This window comes from Bacillus sp. FSL M7-0791, assembly GCF_038627085.1.
GTDB classification, from domain to species: domain Bacteria; phylum Bacillota; class Bacilli; order Bacillales; family Bacillaceae; genus Bacillus; species Bacillus safensis.
This window is the reverse complement of sequence record NZ_CP152022.1, coordinates 3,233,802-3,259,788: the sequence shown is the minus strand read 5'-3', so window position 1 is coordinate 3,259,788 and position 25,987 is coordinate 3,233,802. Positions and strand designations below refer to the sequence as shown.

Below are 25,987 nucleotides of genomic sequence, written 5' to 3'. Positions count from 1 at the left end.
GGGAAAACAACCCCAGCTGTTTTTAAGTTGACGATTAATTCAAAGTCGTTTCTAATTCATCAATTCGTTTCTCCACATAATGCTGATCCTTTCTTGCATGGAAGGTTTCGGCTTTTTCTAATATGGCAGCTGTATTATACTCGGGAATCTGTGAGTAGCTCTCATACACACCTTTAGGAATTAAAACGTTCCCTTCCGGCCAATAAACTGCGATATTGCCGCGTCTCAACTCTCCGAATTGAGCCACTCCTTGATAGGATCCATATTGATTAAAGAGAACAACTGGATCACCTTCTTGGATGTAAAGCTCTTTTGCATCTTCTTCATTCATTAGGATAGAATGACGTTTTCCACCATTAAAGGCATCCTTTTCACTGTAGATCATGGAGTTGAATTGCTTTCCTCTTCTTGTCGTGATATTGAAATGTCCTTCGGTTTTTCGATATTGAGGCAGCTGGGCAGGAAGAAGATGTCCCTTGCCGTCTGGTGTTGGACACACGCCATCTTCACAAAGCCATGCACCTCCCCATTGAAAAACGTCTCCCTTGTGACGTAAATGCTGGATGCCATCATAATTTCGGTTGGCGACCGCAATCTCACGACGAATGTCTTCAGCTGTTTCAAAATGTATCAGCTCGGCATCTTCTGGCCGGACTCTTTTCGCAAGATCAACATAAATGTCCCATTCCGCTCTGGCTTCCTCAATACGAGGTCCTTCAATTTCTGGACTGAAATATACCATGCGTTCCGTACTGGTTGATGTGCCGCCGCCTGGTTGTTCATACCTTGTCATAGCAGGCAGCACAATCACCGCCTCTTCAGCGTCTACCAGCGTAGAGGTATTCAAAATGATATCTTGGTGAACACGGAGTTCAAGTTCAGATAATGCTTTTTCGATCGCTTCCGGATTTGGCATCGTTTCTAAAAAGTTTCCGCCACTCGTAAACAGCATTTTGAGTTTTTGTGGATGGTCTTTTGGGAGAGCCATCTTCTCAAAGGATTGCCCAATGGTGTCACCATGCCATTTAGGAATGTCAAACCCCCATATACGTTCGATTCTTTCAATATTCTCTTCATCAAAATCACTACCCGGCAAAACGAATGGATCAGCACCCATTTCACCAGAACCTTGGACGCCGCTATGCCCCCGAATTGGCATGACACCACAATGTTTTCTGCCGATAAATCCGCGCAGCATGGCAAGGTTGGCAACCTGTGATATATTATCAGTTGCAAAGCGGTGCTGAGTAAGGCCCATACTCCAAATAAAAACGCCTGAATTAGCATTGGCAAGCAGTGTCGCAAATTCCTTCATTCTTTCTTTTGATAAACCTGATGATGCTTCTAGGTCCTCCCACTTCAATTGTGCGACATGCTGCTTTAAATCCTGTATGCCCGTTGTATGTTTTTGAATAAATTCGTGATCAAGAGCCGAATGGGGAGCATGCTGCTCCATGTCAAACCAATGCTTGATGACGCCGTTCATAAATGCAATATCTCCGCCTATATTGACTTGGTAAAAATCATCTGCAATTTTTGTACCGAATAAAGCACTCTCTGGAATAGAAGGAACCCAATACTTTTCCATAGCAGGCTCTTTATACGGATTGATGACGATAATTTTTGTTCCCTTCTTTTTAGCAGCGTACATATATTTAGTGGAAACAGGCTGATTGTTTGCTGCAACAGATCCCCAAAAAATTAATACATCCGTTCCAATCCAATCACTGTAATTACAGCTGGAAGCACCGATGCCAAGAGACCGTTTAAGAGCAGTTTTACTTGGTGAATGGCAAATGCGAGAAGCATTATCAATATGATTCGTCCCTATAAATCGAGCCGTTTTTGCAGCCGTATAATAAACTTCATTTGTAATTCCTCTGGCGGTTAAATAGAAAGCAAGCTGCCGTTTATCAATTGATTGGATTTTAGCAGCGATTTGATCTAGTGCATCATCCCAAGAAATACGTGTAAAGGCATTGTCACCTTTTTTTCGGATCAATGGATAAGGAATCCGCCCAAGCTTGCGAAGAGAGGTGCTGTCCATTTGCTTTAGCTGCTGAATATCTTCAAACCATTTTGGATCAATAGCTGGCATTGTGTTAAGACGAAGCACATTTAGTCTTGTGGTGCATATATGAGGTCCTGCGAGCGTTTGATCATACAGTCCTGAGACGCCAAGGGCACAGCCGTCACAAACACCCTGCGTTAAAATACGGTACGCGTAGGGAAGGTTATCTTTGTTCTCCCATGCCACTTTCATCGTATCTCGAATGTGTTTCGGTTTCACTTTGCCAAGCCCCATTGGTACAAAAGAGGCCCATAGCTTTGGTGAGGGTTTTTTATTGAGTTTAACAGGCCCCTTATGTTTTGTTTTCCCCATGAGATCATCACCCTCCTATTACTTTGTAAAGCGTTTTCATATCTAAAAATTACCTTTAGATTGTGATTCTGTCAAATTCAAATTAAGATCGGGCTGAGACAGAGGAAGCAGCAGATAGGTTTTTTTCTCTTAGCTGCTGAATATCCTTTCGAATGAGAAGTGATATGATAAAAGCAATGAAAAATAAGCCAGAGAACACCATAAGGCTTTGTGTGTAATTACCTGTTATATCTCGGATGAAGGATGAAAATAGTGGTCCTGCTAATCCCGCAGCGGCCCAAGCAGTCAAAATATAACCGTGTATGGCACCAAGCTGCTTTGTACCAAACAAATCCCCAATATAGGCTGGAATTGAAGCAAATCCTCCTCCATAGCACGTATAAATGATCGCCATAACGATTGAAAAGATGAGCGGTTCTTTTAAATAGGGGAGTAATGGAAAAGCAATGAGCTGGATACTGAAAAAAATCGTATACGTATTCGGTCTTCCTATATAATCTGAAAACGATGCCCAGCCAATGCGTCCTAAACCATTAAAAGCACCTAAAATGCCCACAAGAGTAGCTGCAGCACCTGCAGTGAACCCAACACTTTCTTGAGCAAGAGGTGACGCTACTGAAATAATAGCGATTCCGCATGTGATATTAATAAAAAGCATAAGCCACAAATAATAAAAACGTCTTGTTTTGATCGCTTCATTTGCTGTAAGCTGTGATAAATCTTGAGGGATTTTTCTTTTCTTTGTTTTGAATACGTCAAATTGTTTGACGTCATCAGGCGTTGGTGGTGATAAATAAAGAGATGAGATCACCATGATGATAAAATAGGAGATTCCAAGAATATAAAAAGTATTTGCGATATTCACTTTTTCAATGAGATATTGAATAATTGGGCTGCAAATAAGAGAAGCAAACCCAAACCCCATAATGGCTAAGCCGGTTGCAAGACCTCTTCGATCCGGAAACCATTTGACTAGAGTTGATACAGGTGCAATGTAGCCTACCCCTAAACCAATTCCAGCGAGTACACCATAAAATAAATAGAGGAGAGGCAGTGAGGACATGTGGACAGCGAATCCTGAACCAGTCATTCCGATGCCGAAGAAAATAGCTGAGAAGAGCCCCGATGCCCTTGGACCATACCTTTCAACGAAATGTCCCATAAAAGCAGCAGATAAACCTAAAAATAAAATAGCAATACTGAAGGTGAGACTTATTTCTGTTAATGACCACTGAAAGGCTTCATGTAAAGGATTCGTAAAAACACTCCAAGCATAAACAGACCCAATAGATAAATGAATTCCTACAGCACTTGCTGCGATGAGCCAGCGATTTTTCGATTTGTTCATTTTGTTCCCCCCATATAAAGCAATCAAGAAGTTTGATAAGATAGAAATATGTTACATTTTTATGACTTTTTAAAATAATATCACAATTTGATTGGATCATATAACTAAATTTGCATTGAAAGGAAGATCATACAATGAATTCTTCTGTTAAAAAGAAACGAGTCATACACCAATACCGTGAAGGCCAGTTTACCTGCAAAACTGATGAAATTGTAGAAGAATATCCTTTAACTGTGATGGTGAATGGAGAAGAATTTGTGACACTTGTTTGTTCCCCAGAGCACCTGAAAGAATTGGTTATCGGCTTTTTGGCTTCAGAAGGGGTCATTCGATTTGAAAATGAGATTAAAAGGTTTACAATAGATGAAAGTATGGGTTTTGCCTATGTTGATTTAGTTCACTCAAGTGGATTTGATTCATCAGATTTTACAAAACGAGTGATTGGTTCATGCTGCGGGAAAGGAAGACACTTTTATTTCCTTCAAGATGTGAAGACGGCAAAAACAGCCATTGATCGAATCAGTATTTCTGCTGAAACCTGTATGCATCTCATGAAGAGTTTGCAAGAAGAAAGCCAATTATTTCAACATACTGGTGGAGTGCATAATGCTGGACTGTGTGACACAGAGAAGCTATTCATCACTAGAACTGATATAGGAAGACATAATGCTTTAGATAAAATTTATGGATATTGTTTACTTCAGCGAATTCCACTTAGAGATAAAATCCTTGTTTTCAGCGGCCGGATATCGTCAGAAGTTCTATTGAAGGCAGCAAAACTAGGAGTGTCTATCGTCATTTCAAAATCAGCACCTACTGAGCTGGCGCTTAAAATGGCAGAAGAATTAAATATTACGACAGTTGGATTCGTCAGAGGGAAATCCTTTAACATTTACACGCATCCTCAGCGTATTACAGAATAGGAGGCAAAGTATGGTCAGTATTTTAGATAAAAGACATCGACCATTGCGCGATTTAAGAATATCAGTAACTGATCGTTGTAACTTTAGATGTACGTACTGTATGCCTGCTGAAATTTTTGGACCGGATTATCCTTTCTTGAAAAAAGAAGAACTGCTTAGTTTCGAAGAAATTGAACGACTTGCTACCCTTTTTGTAAAGAACCTAGGTGTGGTAAAAATACGCATCACGGGCGGAGAACCTTTAATGCGGAAGGATCTGCCTGTCTTAATAGAAAAGCTCGCAAACATTCCAGGGATTGAAGACATTGCGATGACAACCAATGGAACGCTTTTACCTTTATATGCTGATCAGTTGAAGAGAGCTGGTCTTAATAGAGTCACCATTAGTTTAGATTCATTAAATCCCGACCGTTTTAAGCAAATGAACGGAAGGCATATTTCTATCCAAAAAGTGTTTGATGGTATTGAGGCTGCAAAAAAGGCTGGACTTGCTATCAAGATTAATATGGTTGTTCAAAAAGGTGTAAATGATCAGGATGTCTTACCAATGGCAGCTTACTTCAAAAAAGAAGGACACGTTCTCAGATTTATTGAATTTATGGATGTCGGTAATACGAATAAATGGAATCTAGAACATGTCATGACAAAGAAAGAAATAATTGAATTAATTGATTCAACATATCCTATCAAACCAGAACCTCCTCAATATACAGGTGAAGTAGCCAAACGATTTTTTTACAAAGATGGTTCAGGAGAGATAGGCATTATTTCTTCCGTTTCAGATGCTTTTTGTGGAACATGTAACAGAGCAAGGCTGTCTGCACGGGGGGAATTATTTACATGTCTGTTTGCATCATCGGGTTTTGATCTGAAACAGATGATTCGTACGACAAAAGATAATGAAGAATTAACGAACAGGTTAAAGGAATTATGGTCGAATAGACATGACCAATATTCAGCCGAGAGAGAGCAGAAAAAAGATCTGAAAAAGGTTGAGATGTCATACATCGGTGGGTAATGACAATAAAGTATCATGATCATGTATTTTTGAAAAGAAGAGAAAATGTCATAATCGTGGTTGAAAATCTTTTTTGAAAACAGGTCTTTTTATCTTATGAACTCAGTCACTAAAAAAAACCAGCAGAATCTCTGCTGGTTTTTAAATTGCTATTTTACACCTCAAAAAGATTGAGATAAGATTGGAAAAAAGATTTTCCCTCATTGTGTGCTGCTTTACTTTTACGAGTGCTGTGATAAGATCAAATCATTCTTTACCAGCTCGATTTTTTCACTCCAGGGATATGACCCTTATAGGCAAGCTCACGAAAAGCAATCCTAGACATTTTGAATTTTCGTAAATAACCTCTGGGACGGCCCGTTAATTCACAGCGGTTTTTTAAGCGGGTAGGGGAAGAGTCTCTAGGTAATTTTCGTAAAGCTTCATAGTCACCTTTTTCTTTTAACTCTTTCCTTAATTCTGCATATTTCAATACAAGCTGCTGTCGTTTTTTTTCTTTAGCAATCTTAGATTTCTTTGCCAATTAAAACCCTCCTGGCCTAATTTTGTATTTTCCATTGAAAGGGGTCCTCAAATGTAGTCCAATCTTGATCAAATTCCTCAGGTGTGAGCAAGCATTGATCAAGAGTACGAATGATTTCTGCTTTAGGCAAATCTACACCGATAAACACAAGTTTTGTATGGCGATCACCAAACTCTGCGTCCCACTCATCTAGAAGCTCTGGTTCCTGATTTAATATCCGTGCTTTTTCTTGTTCAGGCAAAGCAGCAATCCAGTATGCAATTGGTTCAATCGCAACAGATTTCCCAGCTTGTGAAATTAAAATGGTTAAATCATGATGTGTGGCAAGCCAAGTAAAACCTTTCGCACGAACGATCTGCTCAGGCATTTGATCTAACCAAGCATTCAGTCTGCCAGTATGAAAAGGGAGTCTTCTTTCGTAAACAAAAGATGAAATTTGGTATTCCTCTGTTTCCGGTGTATGCTGACCATGTCCTGCGTTGATTTCTTTGATCCACCCAGCAGAAGCACTTGATTTTTCAAAGTCGAATAAACCAGTATTCAAAATGTCATCTGGCTGTACTATACCTTTTGAGGTTTTGATGATAGATGCTTCTGGTTGTAGTTTGTTCAGCACATGCTCAAGTCGATCTAATTCAGAGGGAGATACTAGATCACATTTATTGATAATAAGCACGTCACAAAATTCAATTTGATCAATGAGTAAATCGGAAATTTCTCGCTCGTCGTCATCGGAAACCGCTTCTTTACGATCTAATAAACTCTCTCCTGACTGGAAATCAGTCCAGAAACGATTTGCATCTACTACTGTGACCATCGTATCTAGCCGGCAAAAGCGGGTCAAATCTATACCCATTTCTTCATCAATATAAGAAAACGTTTGAGCGACGGGAATTGGTTCACTAATTCCGGTTGATTCAATGACAATATAATCAATATTACCCGCTTTACAAAGGCGTTCTACTTCGATTAACAAGTCTTCTCTTAAAGTGCAGCAAATACAGCCGTTAGATAATTCAACGAGTTTCTCATCTGATCGAGAAAGCTCGCCACCTTGTTTGACTAGTTCTGCATCAATATTAATTTCGCTCATGTCATTGACGATCACAGCCACTTTTAATCCTTTGCGATTTTGAAGAACATGATTTAATATCGTTGTTTTTCCTGCTCCTAAAAAGCCGCTTAATACTGTAACAGGTATACGCTTATTCATTTGTTTTTGTCCTTTTTGAAAACGATCATTTTGTTTTCCGCCTCACTTAAAAAGTAATCATTACGATTTATAATCTAAAAAATTTATTTTGTTTCTCTATGAAGGGTATATTTCTTTAATCGAGGAGAATATTTTTTTAACTCCAATCGGTCAGGATTCGTTCTTTTATTTTTTGTTGTGATGTAGTTTCTGTCACCTGTTTCAGTACAGGCCAACGTAATATTCACGCGCATAAGTAATAGGATCCTCCTTTAATTCGTAATAGTTACGATTTGTATTTTAAAATGATCAAGACTGAATGTCAAGCATAGGAGAATGATCCAAGTCAAATGATAAAAACAAAAGGGGTATCGAATGACTATTGATACCCCTCTCCATTAATAAAAGTCACCGAGTTCTTGTTCGTAATCACCTTCATACTGCTGGACATCATAAGGAATTTCTTGGAGGAAGGCTAACCCGCCTAGTATAAGTATCAAAACGATAGCAATGAATGAAAGAATAACTGCGGCAATACTTGAAATGGCAAACAGTGTTTGCATTTTCATCATCTTAGCGTACTGTTCTAATAATTCTTCGTAAGAAGTATCTGGAGCCTGAATCAAGTGTTCAGCTGCTTTTACAGATTTTTGTACATGAATTCCCATCATAATGAGGAAGACGCCAAGGGCTGCAGGAAGAACAAGCCAAAAACCAATAAGAATAGCCAGACCGCCTGAAATATAGAGAAAGATACTACCAACCTTTCCCCACTTTACGATTGAATGAAGAGATTGAATGATTTTCTCAGTTTGTTGCAATGGTGTTCACTCCTTTATGTATTCACTCTTTATCATACTTGAGTAAGTAGTGCTTTAGGAAGAGTGAATGTTGTTTAATTAAAATGTTTCTATCTTCACTTCATTATTTACAGATAAATAAATTATTTTCAAATAAGAAAAAAGTAACATTTACTATAAAAATTATCAACAAATTATGTCATAAATAAGATTGGTAGTAAAAAATAATTAGTAAATTTATCAAAATATGTTGTTAGTTGTCTAGTAATTGGTTATTATTGTGTTGTGTTACCATAAAAATTGGAAGGTGGAATTCATATGTTAGATCGTTTCTTAAACAAGATGACCAATGTTCAACCTGCAGCTGCAAGATGTATTTTGCAAAAATTAGTCACTTCATGTAAATCAGCACCGACTTGTTTCCTTCAAGGTGTTGGAACTTTCCGTTACTACGTGGATCGTGACACAGGTGAGATTTGTACTAGTCAAGAACGCGTTAGATGTGGCTGCTAAATCTAAGGATCATATTTAATAGGATGTGAACGCATGAGCATATCTTCAATTTCATTCTTAACAAATGCTATGCAGACTTCAAATAGACGTCAAGCGGGTCAAACATCAAATTCTTTTTTAACCCAAGCGGCTCAAATTGTTCAAGGTGACCATTCTCCAGAAGAGAGAAAGGCATTATTTCAACAACTTACTTTAGTTCAGCAAGGAAAAGATTTAGAACTTCATGTTTCTAAATTAAAGGAACTAGAGAAAGAGGCTCAAAAAGAGACGTCTTTTTCGTCTGTTACTGTGAATGAGCATGGTGACCAAGTAGACATTTCAAATGAGGCTCGGAGTGAGTTTGAACAAGCTGAGGAACAGGCTTCAGGTGAAGCGAGTGAAGCTGCTGCAGGAGAAAAAGATCAAGATGTTCAGTCAGATCCACAATAAAAAAATGAGGCATGTGTTTGATAGTCTTCACATGCCTCATTTATCTTTATTTTGCAGATATCCTTGAATAAAGACCATCCGGAAAAGGTGCTGCGTATGAGATGATTTCATCTTCTTCTACCATAATGTAATAAGGAAATTCTTCAATTTGGAATGCGTCTATCATTTGCTCGTCCACAGGGATAATTCGCATGTTGGTTTTATTATCACGATATAATTCTTGATCCTCTTTTTGCCCATTCTTTAGCAAAATACTAAATGAAACGTCCAATTTACGCTGCTTTTTCGTTTCTAGGAATTGTTCAAGTGATGGGATGCAATGCGGACATGATGTATCAGTGAAAATAAGTAGCTGCTGCTTGTTGTTGGTTTGCAGTAAATCATTCACTGGAATAGGTGATGGTTTTTCGAGCAGCGGATGTACAAGTTTTTGTCCAACATGCTGTATCGGTAAGATGATCAGTTCCATTTGTTGTTTTAAATAGATGATGACTCCGATCGTTAATAATAGGCTGCAAAGAATAAGAGTGAGCTGTAAAAGTAGGATTGAATTCATCGTATATCGTCCTCTCAGAGTAAAGTTACGCAAAGCTATCATAATATAAATATCAAAAATATGTCAATTATACTAAATGGTGTAAGGTGGAGCGTTTGATGAGTACAGTGAACCATTGTTTATATGCAATCTCCTATACTTGGAAAAGAAGCCGATCTTATCTTCTTTTAACCTTGTTGATCCAAGTGATCGTTGGTTTTATGCCTTTAGCTAGTGTCTGGATTATTCAAACTTTGATTAATGAAATTATTTTATTCATGACGTCTTCAGGAGACATTCAAAAGGTTTTGTGGTTATTTGGGCTGCAAATGGTCATTGTGGTTTTAGGATATGGGCTTCAATTCATTCTTCAGCTTAGCCAGCAGAAAGCGACAAATTTGATTGGTTTGCATTTGAAGGGTGAATTGCTTCAAAAGGCGATCAGGCTGCCGTTTATTACATTTGAACACCCGTCTTTTTACAATGAAAGTCAACGTGTGATGAACAGTCATCAGCATGTTCTGAGCATGGTTAGAAGTATCTTTACCATCATGAGCGCATTGATTACTGTTGTATCACTTCTTATCTATATGATTGGTATCCATTGGGGCTTGGCGGTCATTCTGATCGTGTTTACCCTGCCTGTCTTGTGGATTGAGCTTTTCTTTGGAGGAGCGCGTTATCAATTAAACCGTATGTTAACAGCCAATGACAGAAGAGAAATGTATGTGTCCGATCTTGTCGCACAACGGGATTCATTGAAGGAAATCCGTTTATATGGAATCGGGAATTATCTTCTTCAGAAATGGAAAGATCATTATGTAAAAAGTGCAGATGAAAAATATAAACTGCTTAAGCGGCAAGTCCGCTGGGAGATGGCGGGCGGATTGCTTATGACATTTGCCTATGTATGCTGCGGCCTTTTTATTGTTTTTCTTATTTTTCAAAAAAAATTAGCTGCCGGGACATTTGTCGCTGTGCTGCAAGCGGTGCAAAACATCCAAAGTGGTTTTCAAGACTTAACAAGAGAATGTTCTAGTTTATATGAAACAAGTCTTTATGTTGATGAAATGAGAGCTTTTCAAAAGAGAGAAGAAGAGATTCATGAGCAGACAGAAGAAGGAGCATCGCTTCGAAAAATCGAGTGTATTCAGTCCATTACACTTGAAAATCTCTCTTTTACTTATCCGAATATGAAAACACCTGCCATTGAGCATATACATTTTCATATCAATAAAGGTGAACGTATTGCATTGGTGGGGGATAACGGATCAGGTAAAACCACCTTGATCAAATGTTTGACCGGTTTATATGATCCAGATCAGTCGAACATGCAAAAAGTCAACGGTGAGTCCATTTCTACTATTCATAAAAAGTCATATCATGCAAGAATGGCTGTTCTTTTTCAAGATTTTATGAAGTACGAGTTCACTGTGAAAGAAAACATCGGGTTTGGCCGTATTGATCATATGGACGAGGGAGAGCGGATGATCTCAGCTGCACGGCAAGCAGGCATAGAGAAAAGAATTCATCAAATGGAAGAAATGTATGATGCGCAGCTTGGCCGATTTTTTGAAGAAGGCCATGAACTGTCTGGCGGGCAATGGCAAAAGCTCGCGATGGCTAGAACCTTCTTTAGAGAGAGTGATTTTATCATTTTAGATGAACCAACTTCTGCTCTTGATCCACTATCGGAAATTTCACTTATTCGAAAGCTATTCGATCACACGCAGGATCAGGGTGTCTTGTTTATCACACATCGAATGGGAGCAGCCCGTTTAGCAGACCGTATAATCGTAATGAAAGATGGTGCTTTCGTTGAAGAGGGGAACCATGATGAACTGATGGTGTTAAACGGAGAGTACAAAAGGCTTTACGAGGCACAATCTCAATTATTTCAACAAAAGGAGATGGCGTAAGGTGAGTGTCTTTTATTACATAGGTGTCTATTTATTAGGTATCATTTTTGCTGGTGCTTGGCTTGATAAAGTAAAAAAACAGACGGCACATATGCAGCAGATGAATGCTTATCGGCTGCTGCCTTCTTCTTTCACGGGACCCATGTTTTATTTGTTTTTAACTGCAGAATTGGTTTGTACTGTTTTTTTATTCGTATGGCATATGACTCTTGTACCTGCGATTGGTCTTACAGCACTTTTAAGTATTTATACTGGAGCGGTGACCTTCAATTTATTGAGAGGACATCGTGATATTTCTTGCGGCTGTGGTGGACTGCTTGATAATGAACGCCTTCACTGGGGAATTGTGATTCGCAATGTGTCGATGCTGGCTCTTGTGATCGGATTGTTTTATGTGCATCCCTATGCAGAAACCATTCCATGGCAATATAACATCATTTGTTTTCTCATTGCCGTGGCTGTCTCTTTCATAATAGCGGTGGGTCAAGAAGTCTTAATGTTTAAAAGAAAATGGATCAATCAATTTGAATTATTTATAGAAGGAGACGATGTGAAATGACAGATATTCTATTGATTATTGTGTTATTCATTGTCATTGCTCAGCTGGCTGTGATATTTTTGCTCGCTCGTTTTATCGGAAAATTTATGAATAAGATCAAAACCCTTGATGGAATTGAATTAAAGGAAGCGGATGTGGGGGATCCTGCACCGTTATTTCGAAGCTATTCCCATTTAGGCGAGAAGGTCATTTTGAAGGAATATGTTCAAAGCGGGAGTGCTGTGATGCTGTTATTTGTGAACTCTACTTGTATGACGTGCAAAAGCATTTTAGCAGACTTGCAGCAGCAAATCGCTGTTGATGATACTCAATTCATTTTTATTAATGGGGATGAACAGGCGGATGATACGCAGATCCTTGAATTGCTGCCGTCTCAGGCTGTGTATACTCGTTCTTCACAAATCATGGAGCTATACGGGGTAACGGTTGTTCCACAAGCGATTCTCATTGATGAACATGGTATCATTCTGCAAAGAAAATCTCTTCAAAATGCGAAACAGTTTGAACAGCTGTTACATGCGTCATAAAAAGCGTCTCTTTTTCAGGGAGACGCTTGTTTTATAATTCTTTTCCTAGGATATCTAAATCGTATCTGCTGCCGTCCATTTCTGCGATGCGTGGCAGGTGGCCCCATGTCTCAAAGCCGTGCTTTTTAAATAGTCGAATACTGGCTTCGTTGTGCCCGAAAATAAAGGCAAGTAACGTTCGAATGCCTAATGAGGGTGCTAAATCAATGGCTTCTTGCAAGAAAAGTGATCCTAAGCCTTTTCCTCGATAGTCTTGGTTTAAATAGATACTCATTTCAACGGTCCCGTTGTATGCAGGTCTTCCGTAAAACGTTTCAAAGCTGAGCCAGCCGTAGATATTTCCATCCTCATCTGTTTTCACATAGAGAGGTCTTTTCTCGGAATGATTCAAAAACCATTGCCGGCGGTCCTCGACAGAAACTGGTTCTGTATCTGCGGTCACTTCTCTTGAAGCAATGGTTGAATTGTAGATATCAACGATCGCTTTGAGGTCATCTTCTGTTGCTATACGGTTGAAAGTTTTCACAATTAAGTCTCCCATCTTTTTTTCATTTATCATACATATTATTGATGCGATTGCGCAAAATAAAAAGAAAAATGATTTCGTGTGTATATATTTTTTGAAAAGTGTTCAGAATGTTGCTGAGGTGATGAAAAATGAGAGAGGAAGAAAAGAAACGTACTTCCAAAATCACAAAAGTTCAGCAATTTTTCCGTAAGCGCTGGGTATTCCCTGCTATTTACTTGGTCAGCGCAGCGGTCGTGTTAACAGCCGTTCTTTGGTATCAAGCTGTATCAAAAGATGTGAAAGACCAACTATCTGATGGAAATCAAACAGGGCAAGAACAGCGCGATGATGCCGTTGAAGTTGGAAAGCCAATTGAAAATGTCGCAATGCCGGTCCAGAATTCTGATAATGTTTCTGTCGTGAAAAAGTTCTATGAAGCAGATGCTGACCAAAAAGAAAAAGAAGCAGCACTTGTAAACTATAATAACACCTATACCTTGAGCAAAGGTATTGATCTTGCAGATAAAGATGGCAAAGTGTTTGATGTCACAGCTGCTCTTAGTGGAACAGTGGTTCAAGCGAAAAAAGATCCAGTTCTTGGTCACGTTGTTGAAATTGAACATGAAGATGGATTATCGACTGTTTATCAATCGTTGTCACAAGTGAGTGTCAAAGAAGGCGATGAAGTCAAGCAGAATGATGTCATTGGTGCTTCTGGTAAAAATCTATATGGTGCTGAAAGCGGCAACCATGTGCATTTTGAAATTCGTATGGAAGGTTTAGCGCTTAATCCGCTTAGCTTCATTGACAAGCCTGTTTCTACAATTGAAAAAGCAGCGCAAGAAGTGACGGAACAAGCAAAAGAACCTGCTCAGCCAAAGACTGAGGAAAAAACGAAAGAACCTGCTGCTGAAGATAAAGCCAAAGAGCCAGCTGGAGAAAAATCTGAAGAAAAGTCTGATGAGAAGGGTAAATCCTCTGATCAAGAAAAGTCTTCTGATTCCTCTAAAGACAGCAGTCAGTCAGAAGAAACAAAACAATCTTAATGACTTACAAGGTCCTCTGTGTATATGAATATGCAGAGGTTTTTTCTGCTTAAAAAGATCCTCCGCCACTCGGCGGAGGATACACTATAGGGCGGCAGGTCCTTCTTCACCTGTCCGGATGTTGATTGTATTCGCTACCTCATATATAAAAATTTTCCCATCCCCTGGTTCGCCTGTACGAAGTACCTTTTGAGCTGTTTCAACGACCTGTTCGACAGGTACTTTGCTTAGGACGATTTCGATCTTTAATCGTTCGTACACGTTGCTTTCCTTTTTGACGCCGCGGTATAGCTCTGTATGTCCCTTTTGTAAGCCGCAGCCGTGTACATTTGAAAAGGTAATCGAGGTGACACCAATCTTTCCAAGCTCCACCTTTAATGTTTCAAAATTAGCTGGACGTGTGACAATCTCCACTTTATACATTTTGCTCATAGAGACACCCCTTTTTCTTTAATCTTGATAAGCTTTTTCACCGTGCATGGTTAAATCAAGACCCACTGATTCTTCTTCTTCGGTTGCACGAATTTTGAAGAAGACATTGACCACTTTGATGATTACGTATGTCACAACGGCAACAAAAGCGTACGTGGCAACAATCGCGACCACTTGCTTCCAAAGTAAGCTGGGATCTCCGTAAAATAAGCCATTGGCTCCGCCGTCATTGACAGAAGTTGTGGCGAAAAGTCCTGTTGCAATTCCTCCCCAAGTACCGCCAATTCCGTGAAGGCCGAATGCATCTAGTGCGTCATCATAGCCAAATTTGGCTTTGAGTGAAAAGACTCCCCAGAAACAGACGATCCCGCCAATGATTCCTATTATAATAGAAGCAAACGGTGTAACAAAGCCTGCGGCAGGTGTAATGGCGACAAGACCTGCGATGGCTCCAGAGATCGCGCCGAGCATGGTCGGTTTTTTGTTGATCATCCACTCTACTAACAGCCAGCCGATGATTCCTGCAGCAGCAGCTGTATTGGTGTTAATAAAGGCAAACATGGCCACGCTGTCTAATGTAAGAGCACTACCCACGTTAAAACCAAACCAGCCAAACCAGATGACTGCTCCGCCAAGAAGGGTGTAGATCAAGTTATGCGGAGAAGAGCTTGCCGCTTCTTTACGCTTCCCGAGCACAATCGCCACGACAAGACCCGCAACACCGGATGAGATGTGAACCACGTTTCCGCCTGCGAAGTCAAGTGCACCCATCTCGCCAATCCAACCGCCGCCCCATACCCAGTGTGCGACTGGAGCGTATACAAATGTGACCCAAAGGAGTGTAAATACAACGACTGCTGAGTAGCGGATTCGTTCAGCAAAGGCCCCTGAGATGATGGCTGTTGTTAAGACGGCAAAGGTCATTTGAAACATCATGAACAATGAATGTGGAATGGTCTCACTATAGGAACCAGGCTCAAAACCTACGCCTTTCAGGCCCACCCAGTCTAATCCTCCGATCCATGCATTGCCTGGTGCAAAAGCTAAGGAATAACCGAATACGATCCATACGATTGAAACGATCGCTAGTGACGTTAAGCTGTGCATGGTTGTGCTTAACACGTTTTTACTTCTCACGAGTCCTCCGTAGAATAAAGCTAAACCCGGTGTCATTAACCACACGAGTAGTGCGCAGAAGAACATAAATACTGTATCACCCATTTGCATGCTGCATTCCCCCGAATCATTCAGAATTATTGTTTTCTTAATTCTTCATTATAGAGAGAAAAGTCATATATAACATATACATGTAAGTTTATCTGACATGGTTTTTTGGTTAAGTTCAATATAAATGGATGAAAAGTTCGTAAAAAATGAGCAAAAACGTAAGTTAAGCACTAAAAATGAAGGGCGTTTGACCTATAAAATGGAGCTGAGAAACAGTTTTGTACGTTCCTCCCTAGGAGAGTCAAACAATTCCGAAGGGACGCCTTCTTCGACGATGCGGCCTTCGTGCATGTAGACGACACGACCGGCAACTTCTTTCGCAAAGCCCATTTCATGTGTGACAATGACCATGGTCATGCCTTCTTTTGCGAGGCTTTTCATCGTTTGCAGCACTTCGCCTACAAGCTCTGGATCAAGGGCAGATGTAGGTTCGTCAAATAACATGACATCAGGCTTCATGGCGAGAGATCTGGCTATGGCTACACGCTGTTTTTGGCCGCCTGATAGTTTAGAAGGATATACGTTGGCTTTATCCGCAAGTCCGACTTTTTCTAGCAAGGCGCTGGCTTCAGCGATGGCTTGTGCTTTCTTTGTTTTTTTCACCATAACAGGCGCTTCGATGATATTTTCAAGAACAGTTTTGTGCGGAAAAAGATTAAAATGCTGAAACACCATTCCTATTTTTTGTCTCATTTCGTTTAATTGATCGCGCTTTGGATGAACAGGACTGCCATCAATGATAATATCTCCATCATTTTTTATTTCTAAAAAGTTCATACAGCGGAGCAAGGTGCTTTTTCCAGAACCGCTTGCGCCAATTAAGACGACCACATCATTTTCATAAACAGTGAGATCGATATCTTTTAAAACATGAAGCTCTCCAAAGTATTTATTGAGTTTTTCAACACGAATGATTTCCTTTGATTCTGTCATGCTTCTCCTCCTATTGGTCACTGGCGGATAGTTTCTTCTCAAAGGTTTGGACAGCGAATGTTAACAGCAGGACAAGAACTAAGTAATAGACGGCGACAACAAGTAAATACGTCATATTATCAAAACTGTTGGAGCCTTGCGTGGTGGCGACGTTAAATAGTTCATTGACACTGATAAAGGCGGCGAGTGATGAATCTTTTAAGCCGATAATGAACTGGTTGCCAAGAGGGGGGAGGGCACGCCGCATCGCTTGCGGGAGAATGATGCGCCTCATTGTTAAAAAACGACCCATGCCAAGAGAGCGTCCTGCCTCTTTTTGCCCCTGATCGATGGATTGGATAGCACCTCTAAATATTTCGGCTATATAGGCCCCATTATGAAAGGCGAGCGCAATGGAAGCAGCCCAGAAGTCGGGTATATTCAATTCTGTGAGGCCGAAGTATAGGATAAAAATTTGAACAATAAGTGGTGTTCCGCGTACAAGAAAGATATAGGCATTGGCGATATAACCGAAAACGGCTATGCGGGATATTTTCAATAAAGCAAAGAAAAGCCCGATGAACATACCGATGAAGATGCTGATCACCGTCAGCTGTAAGGTGATCAGCATTCCTTCTAAGAAAATACCTCTAGAATCAATCAGCGTCTGAAAAAAGTGTGATAGGGTAGGCAAAACAATCATCTCCATTTGAAGAAAGTGCGCCTATAAAAAGGGCGCACAATCGTGGTTTTAATCTTGTTTGACCGTGATGTCTTCATCAAAGTACTTTTCACTAATTTGTTTTAATGTTCCGTCTTTTTTTAGTGCGTCAATCGCATCGTTGATCTCTTTTATGAGCTGTTCATTTTCTTTTGATACAGCAATTGCCTGCTCACTTTGTCCGAGTCTTTCCTGTGCTGTGATGTTCAATTTTTTCTTCATCGCTTCTGCACCTGTGGCGAAATCTGTTACGACTGCATCGTGTTTTCCGTTGGCCAGTGCTTCTAAGGCGACGACATCACTATCATAATATTTTGGTTCTTGCCCGCTATGTTCCTTAGCAATATCAGCGTAGGACGATCCTTTGGATACAGCAATTTCTTTGTCTTTTAAGTCATCAGCATGCTGAATGTCTGATCCGGGTCTTGTGAAAATTTGCGGACCAGAGTAGTAATAGGGCTTAGAAAAAAGGACGTGTTTTTTTCGTTCCTCATTGATGGTATGACTTGCAACTGCCGCATCAAATTTACCTGCTTTCACGCCTTCGACGATGCCTGCGAATTTATATTTTTTCTGTATAGGTTCGAGACCTAGTTTGTCACTAATCGCATTGCCTACATCGATATCAAAGCCGGACATCTGATTTCCATCCATGTAACTAAACGGATGAAATTCACCTGATGCTGCAAAAATAAATTTTCCATCCTCCAAAATTGGCGACCCTTTCGCTGTAGAATTACGTTTATCTCCGTTCCCATTTGTTTCATTTGAACCACACGAAGACAGAAGTAATACTGCAACCGAGAAAAGGGCTGGGACCCAAAACCGTCTTTTTTTAATAATAAGCTTCTCCTCCTTTTCAGCCGTTCTCCATATAAGGAGAAAGTAGGCTTTTCAATATGTGTAGCATCTTACCATTTGTTCCTCATATTCTCAATTTTATATGTGTTATTCCAACAATCGTCCTTTTTAGAATGTATGTCTTGCTTTTCTAAGAGAGAACTTGAATTGATTAGGGTAAAAAAGGGAAATGAATCTCATAATAACGAAAGGGTTGCAAAAAGGAGGTCAGTGTATGAACAAGTGGAGAGACAATCGAAAAGTTTTTTTAACCGCTATTGCCTTTGGAACGATGTTGAATCCGCTGAATTCATCAATGATTTCTTTGGCCTTGCATCAAATTCAGCATGAATTCGGTTTGTCGTTTACGACCGTATCTTGGCTTATTTCTTCTTTTTATTTAGCAAGTGCAGTAACACAGCCAGTGAGCGGCCGGATTGGGGATCATGTGATGAGCCGGAGAACCTTATTTTTATTCGGTCTCGTTCTTGTCGCAGTCTCAGCCATTTGCGCGCCGTTTGCCCCAACGTTTGCGGTGCTGATTGTGATCCGTTTGTTACAGGCGATTGGAAGCAGTGCCATTTATCCTTCTGGAGTCGGACTCATTCGGGATCATATTCAAGAAAGACAGGCTTCGGCGTTAGCGGTATTATCCATTTTTGCTTCAGCGATGACGGCGCTTGGACCGACGCTTGGCGGATTTCTGATGACCATTGGCGGCTGGCCGGCTATCTTTTTAGTGAATCTGCCGTTTATTTTGATCAGTTTCTTTCTCGGTCTATTGTTGTTTCCGAAGGAGCAGAAAAAGAGAAAGCTGCGCATAGGCGAAACTGTGCGAACACTCGATTTGCCAGGGATGCTTCTTTTTACCGCCTGCATTGTTCTCCTGCTTTCATTTTTATTATCACTGGGTGATGGTATTCAATATGTTCAAGGCATTCTTTGTCTCCTGAGTGCAGGCGCTTTTATCTGGTGGGAGTATCAGGTGGATGAACCGTTTATTCAAATGCGGATGTTCAGAGAAGAGCAGCGGCTGTCACTTGTGTATGTGCAATTTATCATTTTAAATATCTTTTTCTATTGTCTCTTTTTTGGTTTGCCGAGTTATTTTCAGGATGAGTTAGGCTGGCGTGTGGAGATGACGGGTCTTTTTATGCTGTGTATGTCAGGGGTGAGCATTATTGTGTCGCCGCTGACAGGAAAGTGGGTGGATCGCGGGGATGAACGCCATCCAGTTTTAGCGAGTGCTGTATTGATGCTGGCTGGAGCGTCTGCCATGACTTTCTTTTTTATTCCTGCGCCATTATGGGGAAAAGGATTGGTTCTGGCGCTGCTTGGGCTCAGTTACGGGATTGGGAATGTCGCGCTTCAAGCTGCGATGCTCAAGGCAAGTCCTCAGCAAATGATTGGCACATCCTCTGGACTTTTTCAAACATGCCGCTACCTTGGTTCTATTCTGTCGTCTGCTGTGCTTGGTATGCTGTTTGGGGATGAAATTGCTGGTGCTCATTTTGCGCAATTAGGCTGGACGTTGATCATCATTTCTCTTATTGGCATTGGCGTCAGTCTTTATTTTTCAAATATGGTTAGAGGGAGACAGCCAATAAAAAAAGCGGCGCGATAAGTGAGAGAAGAATCTTCATCACGTTATCGCAAGGCCGCTTAAGAGTTGGACAGGTCTGAGCCCTGATCCTTTGTCTTCCTTCTGAAAATTTTCCCTACAATTGTCTCGTAAAATGTCACGATGCGATCAATTGGAGAGTCAAAGAACTTCCATAATTTATTCATGATAAAGACAACCACAATCGATACGACCAAGCTGCCTAAAACATCAAATGGATAATGATGACCGACCCAGATGCGGGAGAATCCTGTAAGTAATCCAAAGACGAGCAAGATGTTGCCGAGCTTTTTATTACGGGATCGAATGGCTAGTGAAAGAGCCAATGCACCTGTTGTATGGTCACTTGGGAAGGAAGCGTCTGCTGAATGCGGGATGAGTGTGTCGACTTTATGCGCCACAAACGGCCGCTCTTCATAATGAAACAATGTAATGGCAAAGTTGACGATAAGTGCTGCAATGCCTGTTACACCGGAAAAGAAGACATGCTTCTTAAATTTGTGATTCCCTAAAAACCAGCAAATCAATAAGACAAGGGCGTACACAAGAATGGCCTTTTTCGTAATAAAGATCATGGCCTGATCTAAAAACTCAGAATGGTGAGCCATCCCGTGTATGACTTTAAACAATTCGTAATTCAAAACATCACCTATACTTTCGCTTAATGCTAACTATTTTTCAACAAAGCTTGTATGCTCTATTTGGAATATCCTATATATTAGCATGTTTCCGGCGAAGTTTAAAATAGTACCCTTTTATTCTGAAAGGGAGACCTTTTGTGCTTTTGATTCCTGGGGTTTTCGTTCGCTCCAATAAAAGACGCCCATACTCAGTAAGACCACAATGCCTGCAATGAGGTACACATTTGAAAAGTCTGTGAAACTGACAAGGAGTCCAAAGACAAATGAGCCAGCAGCAATACCTGTATCATACAGAGTAAAGAAAGTAGCCGTCGCATACCCCGTACGGTGAGCTGGTGAGTGCTGAATTGCAAGTGTTTGTAAACATGGCACGAGCGAACCGTAGCCAAGTCCAATCACAGCGCCTGATAGAAGAAGCATTGTAGCTGAATGTGTCGCTGTCAGCATCCATAAACCAATGGCAAAAAGGGCAATCGAAGGATAGATCACAACGTGAGCTCCAACCCGGTCAAAAAGTCTGCCTGTAAATGGACGTGATCCAAGCATTGCAGCCGCAAACACAATGAAGAAATAACTGCTTGCACCCATCAAATGGAGTGAATTGGCATAAACTGAAATAAATGAAATAATCGGCGAATAACAGAAGGAAATAATAATGCCGACGGCCGCTGTTTTTAATGCGCCTTTTTCAAACAGGTGAGAAAACGTGAATCGGAAGACGATGCTTCCACCGTTTTCAGGCTCTGGCTGTTTAATCAGTATCGTAAAAGCAGCTCCGATCGTCACGATAATGGAAAAGAGAAGAAATAAGGAATGAAATCCTATTTTTCCTACTTGATTCAGTGCGATAAACGGACCGATGACAACAGCGAGGTTCATGGACATCACAAAGTATCCGAGTCCTTCCCCGCGTTTATGTTTCGGGATCATATCAGCCGCAATGGCACTGGCAACTGTCGTCAAAATACTAAAAAAGATCCCTTGTACGAAACGCAGCACAAGAAGCGTTTGGAATTGATCAATCGGAATGTATAAATAAGTGAGTAAGGCAAAGGCTGTAGAAGAGAAAATCGCCATCCGTTTTTTGCCGAATTTTTCAATAATGGCGCCAGAAAACGGTCTTGTCACAATAGCAGATAATAAGAAGACCGTCACAAGGAGACCGCCCTGTGATTCTGTTCCATTTAGTTCATCCATTGTGTAAATGGGCAGTAATGTCAAAAGGGCATAAAAAGAGGTGAACGTAAATAAATTCACCAGGACAATCATGATAAAATCTTTTGTCCATATGCGTTCGTTCATGATGTATGTCACTTCCTATTCAGTAGATAATTTGTGTAAAAGTGTATGGAGGAGTTGTTTTTCTTCGTAGGTAAAATCTGAAAGACATTCTTCTTCAAATTGTTCCATCGTGCGTTTGATTTCTTCAAATCGGGCTTTTGCATCATCTGTCATCACGATCAGATTCTCACGTTTGTCTTTGCCTTGTACACGTTTCACCCAGCCGTTTGCTTCTAAGCGGGTGACGGTTCTGGTGATGGTCGGTGCTTCGACGTTTAAATATGTCCAGATGTCTTTTTGGGTTTTTGGGCCGAATGTATCCAAACAAAAAAGCACAGTCCACTGGGACATGTACAAGTCATAAGCAGCAAGCGCTTCGTTCGCCTTTTTAGACAGCAGCCGCGCGCCTTGATGTATTTGATGTAAACACTCTCTATTTAACGTATCCATATGCTCACCTTTTTTAAATATTTAGCTAGGTAAATAAATTCACCTTTTCTATTTTACGTGCTGAATCCTTTCTTGTAAAGTGGAAATTTTCGCGCCCCGAAATGATTTTTTGTTTTGCCTTTTCTGATAAATCCCTTGTCCCATCTTCATTTTTAGCATATTCCCTATTCAATGCTAATACACTGTTACAAACCTGACAAAGAGAGTGTTTGAGGTGAGGGATCGTGTTTGGCATTTACTACCTAATGGATGAGAAATTACGACGAACAAGCGCCGCTGAAAATGGATAATCTTCATACGGATCTCATTTCACACTTCTCACATCCATTTTAGGGAGGTCGAGTGGTGTGCACGATTACATCAAAGAGCGAACAATCAAGATAGGAAAGTATATCGTGGAGACAAAGAAAACCGTTCGTGTTATTGCGAAAGAATTTGGAGTCTCTAAAAGTACTGTACACAAGGATCTAACAGAAAGGCTGCCAGAAATTAATCCAGATCTGGCTAATGAAGTAAAGGAGATACTGGATTATCATAAATCAATCCGCCACTTGCGAGGAGGAGAAGCCACCAAGTTAAAGTATAAAAAAGAAGAAATTTTAGAAGGCGAACCTGTGAAACAGTAAGCTTAGTTCTTTGTTCATAAACATAATATATATATCTTCCTCATATCGGTAGTTTCTAACCACAAATTTTGTAAAGACTTTTGTAAAGAAATATCTTTTTTTCTGCAAATTATGATAGAATATATAATTAGGGCAGAATGTGGTATTTGCTATGGAAACAGATTTTCAAGGAGGATATATATAGATGTTTGCTAGGGATATTGGAATTGATCTTGGTACTGCCAATGTACTGATTCATGTCAAAGGAAAAGGAATTGTGTTAAATGAACCATCTGTGGTAGCTCTTGACAAAAACAGCGGGAAAGTTTTGGCTGTTGGAGAAGAGGCTAGACGTATGGTTGGACGTACACCTGGGAATATTGTTGCGATTCGTCCATTAAAAGACGGCGTAATCGCTGATTTTGAAGTAACTGAAGCGATGCTCAAGCATTTTATTAACAAATTAAATGTGAAAGGGCTGTTCTCTAAGCCGCGTATGCTCATCTGCTGCCCGACAAATATTACATCTGTTGAGCAGAAGGCGATCAAGGAAGCTGCTGAAAAAAGCGGTGGTAAGCATGTATTTCTTGAAGAAGAGCCAAAAGTAGCAGCGATTGGTGCTGGTATGGATATTTTTCAGCCAAGTGGAAACATGGTCGTAGATATTGGAGGCGGAACGACAGATATCGCTGTCATCTCAATGGGTGACATTGTAACCGCCTCTTCTATTAAAATGGCTGGAGACAAATTTGATCTGGAAATTCTAAACTACATTAAAAAAGAGTACAAGCTGTTGATCGGTGAGCGCACGGCTGAGGATATTAAGATCCAAGTTGCAACGGTATTCCCAGACGCACGTCACGAAGAGATTTCGATTCGTGGACGAGACATGGTGACAGGATTACCAAGAACGATTACCGTCACAAGCAAAGAAGTAGAAGAAGCATTGCGTGAATCTGTATCTGCGATTGTTCAGGCTGCGAAGCAAGTTCTTGAGAGAACACCGCCTGAATTATCAGCTGATATTATCGATCGCGGCGTCATCATTACAGGTGGCGGAGCTCTTCTAAACGGGCTTGATCAATTGCTTGCAGAAGAGCTGAAAGTACCAGTTTTCGTTGCTGAAAATCCAATGGACTGTGTAGCAGTTGGTACTGGCGTGATGCTTGATAATATGGACAAGCTGCCAAAGCGTAAACTCAGCTAATGATTTCCCTCATTCTTTTTAGAAAGAATGGGGGATTTTTATTAAAGAACCCTGCTAATCAGCCGATATATTTCATAGAAGATTGTGTTTAGGTCATGTGAAAGAATTTGAATGAGGTGAGCACGTGTTAAAAGGACTATACACCGCAACATCTGCCATGATCGCTCAAGAGCGGCGGACAGAAATGCTTTCAAATAATATCGCAAATGCGAATACCCCAGGCTATAAAGCGGATGAAGGGGCAATGCGTGCATTTCCAGAAATGCTGCTGAGCCGAATGGAATCAGGACGTTTCCAAACATCCTCAGGCAAAGGTTTTAGTGTTCCACTGCAATCGCCGATTGGTGGAATCAATACTGGGACATATATGCAGGAATTAATCCCTCAATTTACACAGGGAACTTTAAAAACAACAGATCAAACAACAGATGTAGCACTAGTTGAAAATAATGTGCCGATCAATCCGGAGACCAATCAGAAATCAGCGCTATTTTATGCGGTCAACACACCAGAAGGCGTTCGTTATACGAAAAGCAGCTCCATTACATTGAACGCACAAAAGCAGCTGACGATTAATGGACGCGCTCTTCTTTCCGTGACGGGTCAGCCGATTACGGTTCAGAGTGAGAACTTCAAAGTGAATGCAGATGGTACTGTGTCTGAAAATGGCCAAAATCTTGGTCAGATCGATGTACGTGTTGCGATGGATACAAGAAACCTAGCGCGTGAAGGAAATGATTTATACCGTACAGCTGATAACCAGCCCCTGCCAAGTGCAGTCAATAACGGTCAAATGTCCTACACGTTAAGCCAAGGCGTATCGGAGCTGTCGAACGTGGATGTGACGAAATCATATACAGATATGACAACGGCTTACCGAGCATTTGAAACAAACCAAAAAGTGGTTCAGGCGTATGATAAAAGCTTAGAAAAAGCAGTGAATGAAATTGGCAGAGTGTACTAATCAAGAAATGAAAAAGAAAGGAGGAAAATTATGCTTAGAACGATGATAAATGCAGCTGTATCGATGAATGAAGTGCAAAAGCAGCTTGACATCATCAGCAACAACATCGCGAACAGTGAAACAACAGGATACCGCGCGAAAAATACCCGTTTCTCAGAGCTGATCAGACAGCAGTTTAATCAGGTAGATGAAAAAAATGAGCAGGTGGCAAACAGTCGTCTGACACCTGCTGGGTTAAGGCTTGGAACGGGTACAATGGTCAATGCGTCCATTAACTCGCTGCAAGGCTCGATTAAAGAAACAGGACGTGATCTTGATGTTGCCTTCGGAGCGCCGTCGCAGTATTTGCAGGTCAACGCCGGCGGTAATATCCGTTATACAAGAGATGGCTCACTTTACTTACAGCCGGGCAATAACCGTAACCAAGTGCAGCTTGTCACGAGCGAAGGCTATCCGATTCTTGATGAAAACGGAAATGCAATCGTCTTAAATGCGAATTTCCGTGATATTTCAATCGATAAAAATGGACGGCTTACGGCGATTTCAAGAGATAATCAACCGAATCAGCAAGTGAATCTAGGCGTTGTACAAGTCAATAATTCGTCAGCACTTGCCTCTGAAGGAGATAATTTGTTCTCGGTCGACGGAACCTATCAAGGCGCATTAACAGCACTAAATGGAGCAAACCGAGAGGCGATTCAGCTTCAGCAAGGTGCACTGGAAACGTCAAATGTGGATATGTCGAAAGAATTAACAGACCTCATGACAACACAGCGTTCCTATCAGATGAATTCAAGAACGATTACGATGGGCGATCAAATGCTGGGATTAATTAATACAATTCGATAATCAGCAGGCTGGTA

Annotated in this window: 28 protein-coding genes; 12 read left to right on the top strand and 16 right to left on the bottom strand. The window is 40.7% G+C overall.

The features are described 5' to 3' along the window. Positions 1–34: 34 nt before the first annotated feature. The gene (locus tag MHI08_RS16765) at positions 35–2,383 is read right to left on the bottom strand and encodes an FdhF/YdeP family oxidoreductase (protein ID WP_056765565.1); all 2,349 of its coding nucleotides are present in this window, start codon (positions 2,381–2,383) and stop codon (positions 35–37) included. Positions 2,384–2,465: 82 nt separating this feature from the next. Further along, on the bottom strand, positions 2,466–3,731 hold the full coding sequence (locus MHI08_RS16760; RefSeq protein WP_024423718.1) for an OFA family MFS transporter: 1,266 nt from the start codon (positions 3,729–3,731) through the stop codon (positions 2,466–2,468). Between the two features lie 134 nt (positions 3,732–3,865). Between MHI08_RS16760 and fdhD the strand changes: the two genes are divergently transcribed. Together fdhD and moaA are read left to right on the top strand one after the other, a co-directional pair. Continuing rightward, positions 3,866–4,654 (top strand): formate dehydrogenase accessory sulfurtransferase FdhD, encoded by a 789-nt coding sequence (fdhD, locus tag MHI08_RS16755; RefSeq protein WP_041115522.1) that lies wholly within the window; start codon positions 3,866–3,868, stop codon positions 4,652–4,654. 10 nt (positions 4,655–4,664) lie between these two features. Next, on the top strand, positions 4,665–5,672 hold the full coding sequence (gene moaA, locus MHI08_RS16750) for a GTP 3',8-cyclase MoaA (RefSeq protein ID WP_342499790.1): 1,008 nt from the start codon (positions 4,665–4,667) through the stop codon (positions 5,670–5,672). A gap of 253 nt (positions 5,673–5,925) precedes the next feature. On the opposite strand, the gene rpsN is transcribed toward moaA, so the two are convergent. The 4 genes from rpsN to MHI08_RS16730 all read right to left on the bottom strand — a co-directional run bounded on the left by rpsN (position 5,926) and on the right by MHI08_RS16730 (position 8,208). Then, complete coding sequence (gene rpsN, locus MHI08_RS16745; protein WP_025093900.1) at positions 5,926–6,195, bottom strand: 30S ribosomal protein S14; 270 nt, start codon at positions 6,193–6,195, stop codon at positions 5,926–5,928. Positions 6,196–6,211: 16 nt separating this feature from the next. Beyond that, complete coding sequence (locus MHI08_RS16740) at positions 6,212–7,408, bottom strand: GTP-binding protein (protein ID WP_024423714.1); 1,197 nt, start codon at positions 7,406–7,408, stop codon at positions 6,212–6,214. A gap of 83 nt (positions 7,409–7,491) precedes the next feature. Further along, entirely contained in the window at positions 7,492–7,641 is a 150-nt protein-coding gene (gene rpmG / locus MHI08_RS16735) for a 50S ribosomal protein L33 (protein WP_024423713.1), read from the bottom strand. A 144-nt stretch (positions 7,642–7,785) separates the two neighbouring features. After that, positions 7,786–8,208, bottom strand: coding sequence for a DUF5362 family protein (locus tag MHI08_RS16730; RefSeq protein WP_024426331.1), 423 nt, complete (start codon positions 8,206–8,208; stop codon positions 7,786–7,788). 525 nt (positions 8,209–8,733) lie between these two features. Between MHI08_RS16730 and MHI08_RS16725 the strand changes: the two genes are divergently transcribed. Then, positions 8,734–9,129 (top strand): hypothetical protein, encoded by a 396-nt coding sequence (locus MHI08_RS16725; RefSeq protein ID WP_342499789.1) that lies wholly within the window; start codon positions 8,734–8,736, stop codon positions 9,127–9,129. Between the two features lie 46 nt (positions 9,130–9,175). Here the strand turns inward: MHI08_RS16725 and MHI08_RS16720 are convergent, their stop codons facing one another. Then, complete coding sequence (locus MHI08_RS16720; RefSeq protein ID WP_342499788.1) at positions 9,176–9,685, bottom strand: thiol:disulfide interchange protein; 510 nt, start codon at positions 9,683–9,685, stop codon at positions 9,176–9,178. A gap of 98 nt (positions 9,686–9,783) precedes the next feature. Here MHI08_RS16720 and MHI08_RS16715 point away from each other — a divergent pair, with 98 nt between their 5' ends. The 3 genes from MHI08_RS16715 to MHI08_RS16705 are packed head-to-tail and all read left to right on the top strand — an operon-like array spanning position 9,784 to position 12,669. Next, entirely contained in the window at positions 9,784–11,583 is a 1,800-nt protein-coding gene (locus tag MHI08_RS16715) for an ABC transporter ATP-binding protein (RefSeq protein WP_135031387.1), read from the top strand. Position 11,584: 1 nt separating this feature from the next. Beyond that, complete coding sequence (locus tag MHI08_RS16710) at positions 11,585–12,142, top strand: MauE/DoxX family redox-associated membrane protein (RefSeq protein WP_044333378.1); 558 nt, start codon at positions 11,585–11,587, stop codon at positions 12,140–12,142. After that, on the top strand, positions 12,139–12,669 hold the full coding sequence (locus MHI08_RS16705; protein WP_125585877.1) for a thioredoxin fold domain-containing protein: 531 nt from the start codon (positions 12,139–12,141) through the stop codon (positions 12,667–12,669). Before MHI08_RS16710 ends, MHI08_RS16705 begins: the two co-directional genes overlap by 4 nt. A gap of 31 nt (positions 12,670–12,700) precedes the next feature. Here MHI08_RS16705 and MHI08_RS16700 read toward each other — a convergent pair whose 3' ends face one another. Beyond that, entirely contained in the window at positions 12,701–13,210 is a 510-nt protein-coding gene (locus tag MHI08_RS16700) for a GNAT family N-acetyltransferase (protein WP_029706351.1), read from the bottom strand. A 116-nt stretch (positions 13,211–13,326) separates the two neighbouring features. Here MHI08_RS16700 and MHI08_RS16695 point away from each other — a divergent pair, with 116 nt between their 5' ends. After that, complete coding sequence (locus tag MHI08_RS16695) at positions 13,327–14,223, top strand: peptidoglycan DD-metalloendopeptidase family protein (protein WP_034281210.1); 897 nt, start codon at positions 13,327–13,329, stop codon at positions 14,221–14,223. Positions 14,224–14,307: 84 nt separating this feature from the next. On the opposite strand, the gene MHI08_RS16690 is transcribed toward MHI08_RS16695, so the two are convergent. The 5 genes from MHI08_RS16690 to MHI08_RS16670 all read right to left on the bottom strand — a co-directional run bounded on the left by MHI08_RS16690 (position 14,308) and on the right by MHI08_RS16670 (position 18,391). Continuing rightward, positions 14,308–14,655 (bottom strand): P-II family nitrogen regulator, encoded by a 348-nt coding sequence (locus tag MHI08_RS16690; protein ID WP_024423704.1) that lies wholly within the window; start codon positions 14,653–14,655, stop codon positions 14,308–14,310. Between the two features lie 18 nt (positions 14,656–14,673). Further along, positions 14,674–15,882 carry an ammonium transporter gene (locus tag MHI08_RS16685; protein WP_024426325.1) on the bottom strand — a complete coding sequence of 403 codons (1,209 nt, stop codon included), beginning with the start codon at positions 15,880–15,882 and terminating at the stop codon, positions 14,674–14,676. A 192-nt stretch (positions 15,883–16,074) separates the two neighbouring features. Further along, entirely contained in the window at positions 16,075–16,815 is a 741-nt protein-coding gene (locus MHI08_RS16680; protein ID WP_342499787.1) for an amino acid ABC transporter ATP-binding protein, read from the bottom strand. Positions 16,816–16,825: 10 nt separating this feature from the next. Then, positions 16,826–17,503, bottom strand: coding sequence for an amino acid ABC transporter permease (locus tag MHI08_RS16675; protein ID WP_080652918.1), 678 nt, complete (start codon positions 17,501–17,503; stop codon positions 16,826–16,828). A 42-nt stretch (positions 17,504–17,545) separates the two neighbouring features. Beyond that, a complete protein-coding gene (locus tag MHI08_RS16670) occupies positions 17,546–18,391 on the bottom strand; it encodes a transporter substrate-binding domain-containing protein (RefSeq protein WP_225315515.1) in 846 nt (281 codons plus the stop codon). Positions 18,392–18,590: 199 nt separating this feature from the next. Here MHI08_RS16670 and MHI08_RS16665 point away from each other — a divergent pair, with 199 nt between their 5' ends. Beyond that, positions 18,591–19,979 carry an MFS transporter gene (locus MHI08_RS16665; RefSeq protein ID WP_034622560.1) on the top strand — a complete coding sequence of 463 codons (1,389 nt, stop codon included), beginning with the start codon at positions 18,591–18,593 and terminating at the stop codon, positions 19,977–19,979. A 38-nt stretch (positions 19,980–20,017) separates the two neighbouring features. Here the strand turns inward: MHI08_RS16665 and MHI08_RS16660 are convergent, their stop codons facing one another. The 3 genes from MHI08_RS16660 to MHI08_RS16650 form a co-directional block, all read right to left on the bottom strand. Beyond that, on the bottom strand, positions 20,018–20,617 hold the full coding sequence (locus MHI08_RS16660; RefSeq protein ID WP_024423699.1) for an undecaprenyl-diphosphatase: 600 nt from the start codon (positions 20,615–20,617) through the stop codon (positions 20,018–20,020). A 114-nt stretch (positions 20,618–20,731) separates the two neighbouring features. Then, positions 20,732–21,919, bottom strand: a complete 1,188-nt coding sequence (locus MHI08_RS16655) for an MFS transporter (protein ID WP_197202549.1) — start codon at positions 21,917–21,919, stop codon at positions 20,732–20,734. A 15-nt stretch (positions 21,920–21,934) separates the two neighbouring features. Next, a complete protein-coding gene (locus tag MHI08_RS16650) occupies positions 21,935–22,348 on the bottom strand; it encodes a MarR family transcriptional regulator (protein ID WP_024423697.1) in 414 nt (137 codons plus the stop codon). 347 nt (positions 22,349–22,695) lie between these two features. Here MHI08_RS16650 and spoIIID point away from each other — a divergent pair, with 347 nt between their 5' ends. The 4 genes from spoIIID to MHI08_RS16630 all read left to right on the top strand — a co-directional run bounded on the left by spoIIID (position 22,696) and on the right by MHI08_RS16630 (position 25,973). Next, on the top strand, positions 22,696–22,974 hold the full coding sequence (gene spoIIID, locus MHI08_RS16645) for a sporulation transcriptional regulator SpoIIID (RefSeq protein WP_008343327.1): 279 nt from the start codon (positions 22,696–22,698) through the stop codon (positions 22,972–22,974). A 184-nt stretch (positions 22,975–23,158) separates the two neighbouring features. After that, on the top strand, positions 23,159–24,160 hold the full coding sequence (mbl, locus tag MHI08_RS16640; RefSeq protein WP_007497573.1) for a cell shape-determining protein Mbl: 1,002 nt from the start codon (positions 23,159–23,161) through the stop codon (positions 24,158–24,160). Positions 24,161–24,284: 124 nt separating this feature from the next. After that, positions 24,285–25,124: a flagellar hook-basal body protein gene (locus MHI08_RS16635; RefSeq protein WP_024426320.1), complete on the top strand. Its 840-nt coding sequence runs from the start codon at positions 24,285–24,287 to the stop codon at positions 25,122–25,124. 30 nt (positions 25,125–25,154) lie between these two features. Next, positions 25,155–25,973 (top strand): flagellar hook-basal body protein, encoded by an 819-nt coding sequence (locus tag MHI08_RS16630; RefSeq protein ID WP_024426319.1) that lies wholly within the window; start codon positions 25,155–25,157, stop codon positions 25,971–25,973. Positions 25,974–25,987: the final 14 nt, after the last annotated feature.

What these genes read in the sequence shown, in the direction of transcription:
- MHI08_RS16665 (WP_034622560.1), top strand. Translation starts at nt 18,591, where the DNA reads ATGAACAAGTGGAGAGACAATCGAAAAGTTTTTTTAACCGCTATTGCC.
- moaA (WP_342499790.1), top strand. Translation starts at nt 4,665, where the DNA reads ATGGTCAGTATTTTAGATAAAAGACATCGACCATTGCGCGATTTAAGA.
- MHI08_RS16685 (WP_024426325.1), bottom strand. Translation starts at nt 15,882, where the DNA reads ATGCAAATGGGTGATACAGTATTTATGTTCTTCTGCGCACTACTCGTG.
- MHI08_RS16700 (WP_029706351.1), bottom strand. Translation starts at nt 13,210, where the DNA reads ATGGGAGACTTAATTGTGAAAACTTTCAACCGTATAGCAACAGAAGAT.
- MHI08_RS16740 (WP_024423714.1), bottom strand. Translation starts at nt 7,408, where the DNA reads ATGAATAAGCGTATACCTGTTACAGTATTAAGCGGCTTTTTAGGAGCA.
- MHI08_RS16690 (WP_024423704.1), bottom strand. Translation starts at nt 14,655, where the DNA reads ATGAGCAAAATGTATAAAGTGGAGATTGTCACACGTCCAGCTAATTTT.
- MHI08_RS16680 (WP_342499787.1), bottom strand. Translation starts at nt 16,815, where the DNA reads ATGACAGAATCAAAGGAAATCATTCGTGTTGAAAAACTCAATAAATAC.
- rpmG (WP_024423713.1), bottom strand. Translation starts at nt 7,641, where the DNA reads ATGCGCGTGAATATTACGTTGGCCTGTACTGAAACAGGTGACAGAAAC.
- MHI08_RS16720 (WP_342499788.1), bottom strand. Translation starts at nt 9,685, where the DNA reads ATGAATTCAATCCTACTTTTACAGCTCACTCTTATTCTTTGCAGCCTA.
- MHI08_RS16675 (WP_080652918.1), bottom strand. Translation starts at nt 17,503, where the DNA reads ATGGAGATGATTGTTTTGCCTACCCTATCACACTTTTTTCAGACGCTG.
- MHI08_RS16695 (WP_034281210.1), top strand. Translation starts at nt 13,327, where the DNA reads ATGAGAGAGGAAGAAAAGAAACGTACTTCCAAAATCACAAAAGTTCAG.
- MHI08_RS16765 (WP_056765565.1), bottom strand. Translation starts at nt 2,383, where the DNA reads ATGGGGAAAACAAAACATAAGGGGCCTGTTAAACTCAATAAAAAACCC.
- fdhD (WP_041115522.1), top strand. Translation starts at nt 3,866, where the DNA reads ATGAATTCTTCTGTTAAAAAGAAACGAGTCATACACCAATACCGTGAA.
- MHI08_RS16705 (WP_125585877.1), top strand. Translation starts at nt 12,139, where the DNA reads ATGACAGATATTCTATTGATTATTGTGTTATTCATTGTCATTGCTCAG.
- MHI08_RS16650 (WP_024423697.1), bottom strand. Translation starts at nt 22,348, where the DNA reads ATGGATACGTTAAATAGAGAGTGTTTACATCAAATACATCAAGGCGCG.
- mbl (WP_007497573.1), top strand. Translation starts at nt 23,159, where the DNA reads ATGTTTGCTAGGGATATTGGAATTGATCTTGGTACTGCCAATGTACTG.
- MHI08_RS16715 (WP_135031387.1), top strand. Translation starts at nt 9,784, where the DNA reads ATGAGTACAGTGAACCATTGTTTATATGCAATCTCCTATACTTGGAAA.
- MHI08_RS16630 (WP_024426319.1), top strand. Translation starts at nt 25,155, where the DNA reads ATGCTTAGAACGATGATAAATGCAGCTGTATCGATGAATGAAGTGCAA.
- MHI08_RS16655 (WP_197202549.1), bottom strand. Translation starts at nt 21,919, where the DNA reads ATGAACGAACGCATATGGACAAAAGATTTTATCATGATTGTCCTGGTG.
- MHI08_RS16760 (WP_024423718.1), bottom strand. Translation starts at nt 3,731, where the DNA reads ATGAACAAATCGAAAAATCGCTGGCTCATCGCAGCAAGTGCTGTAGGA.
- MHI08_RS16725 (WP_342499789.1), top strand. Translation starts at nt 8,734, where the DNA reads ATGAGCATATCTTCAATTTCATTCTTAACAAATGCTATGCAGACTTCA.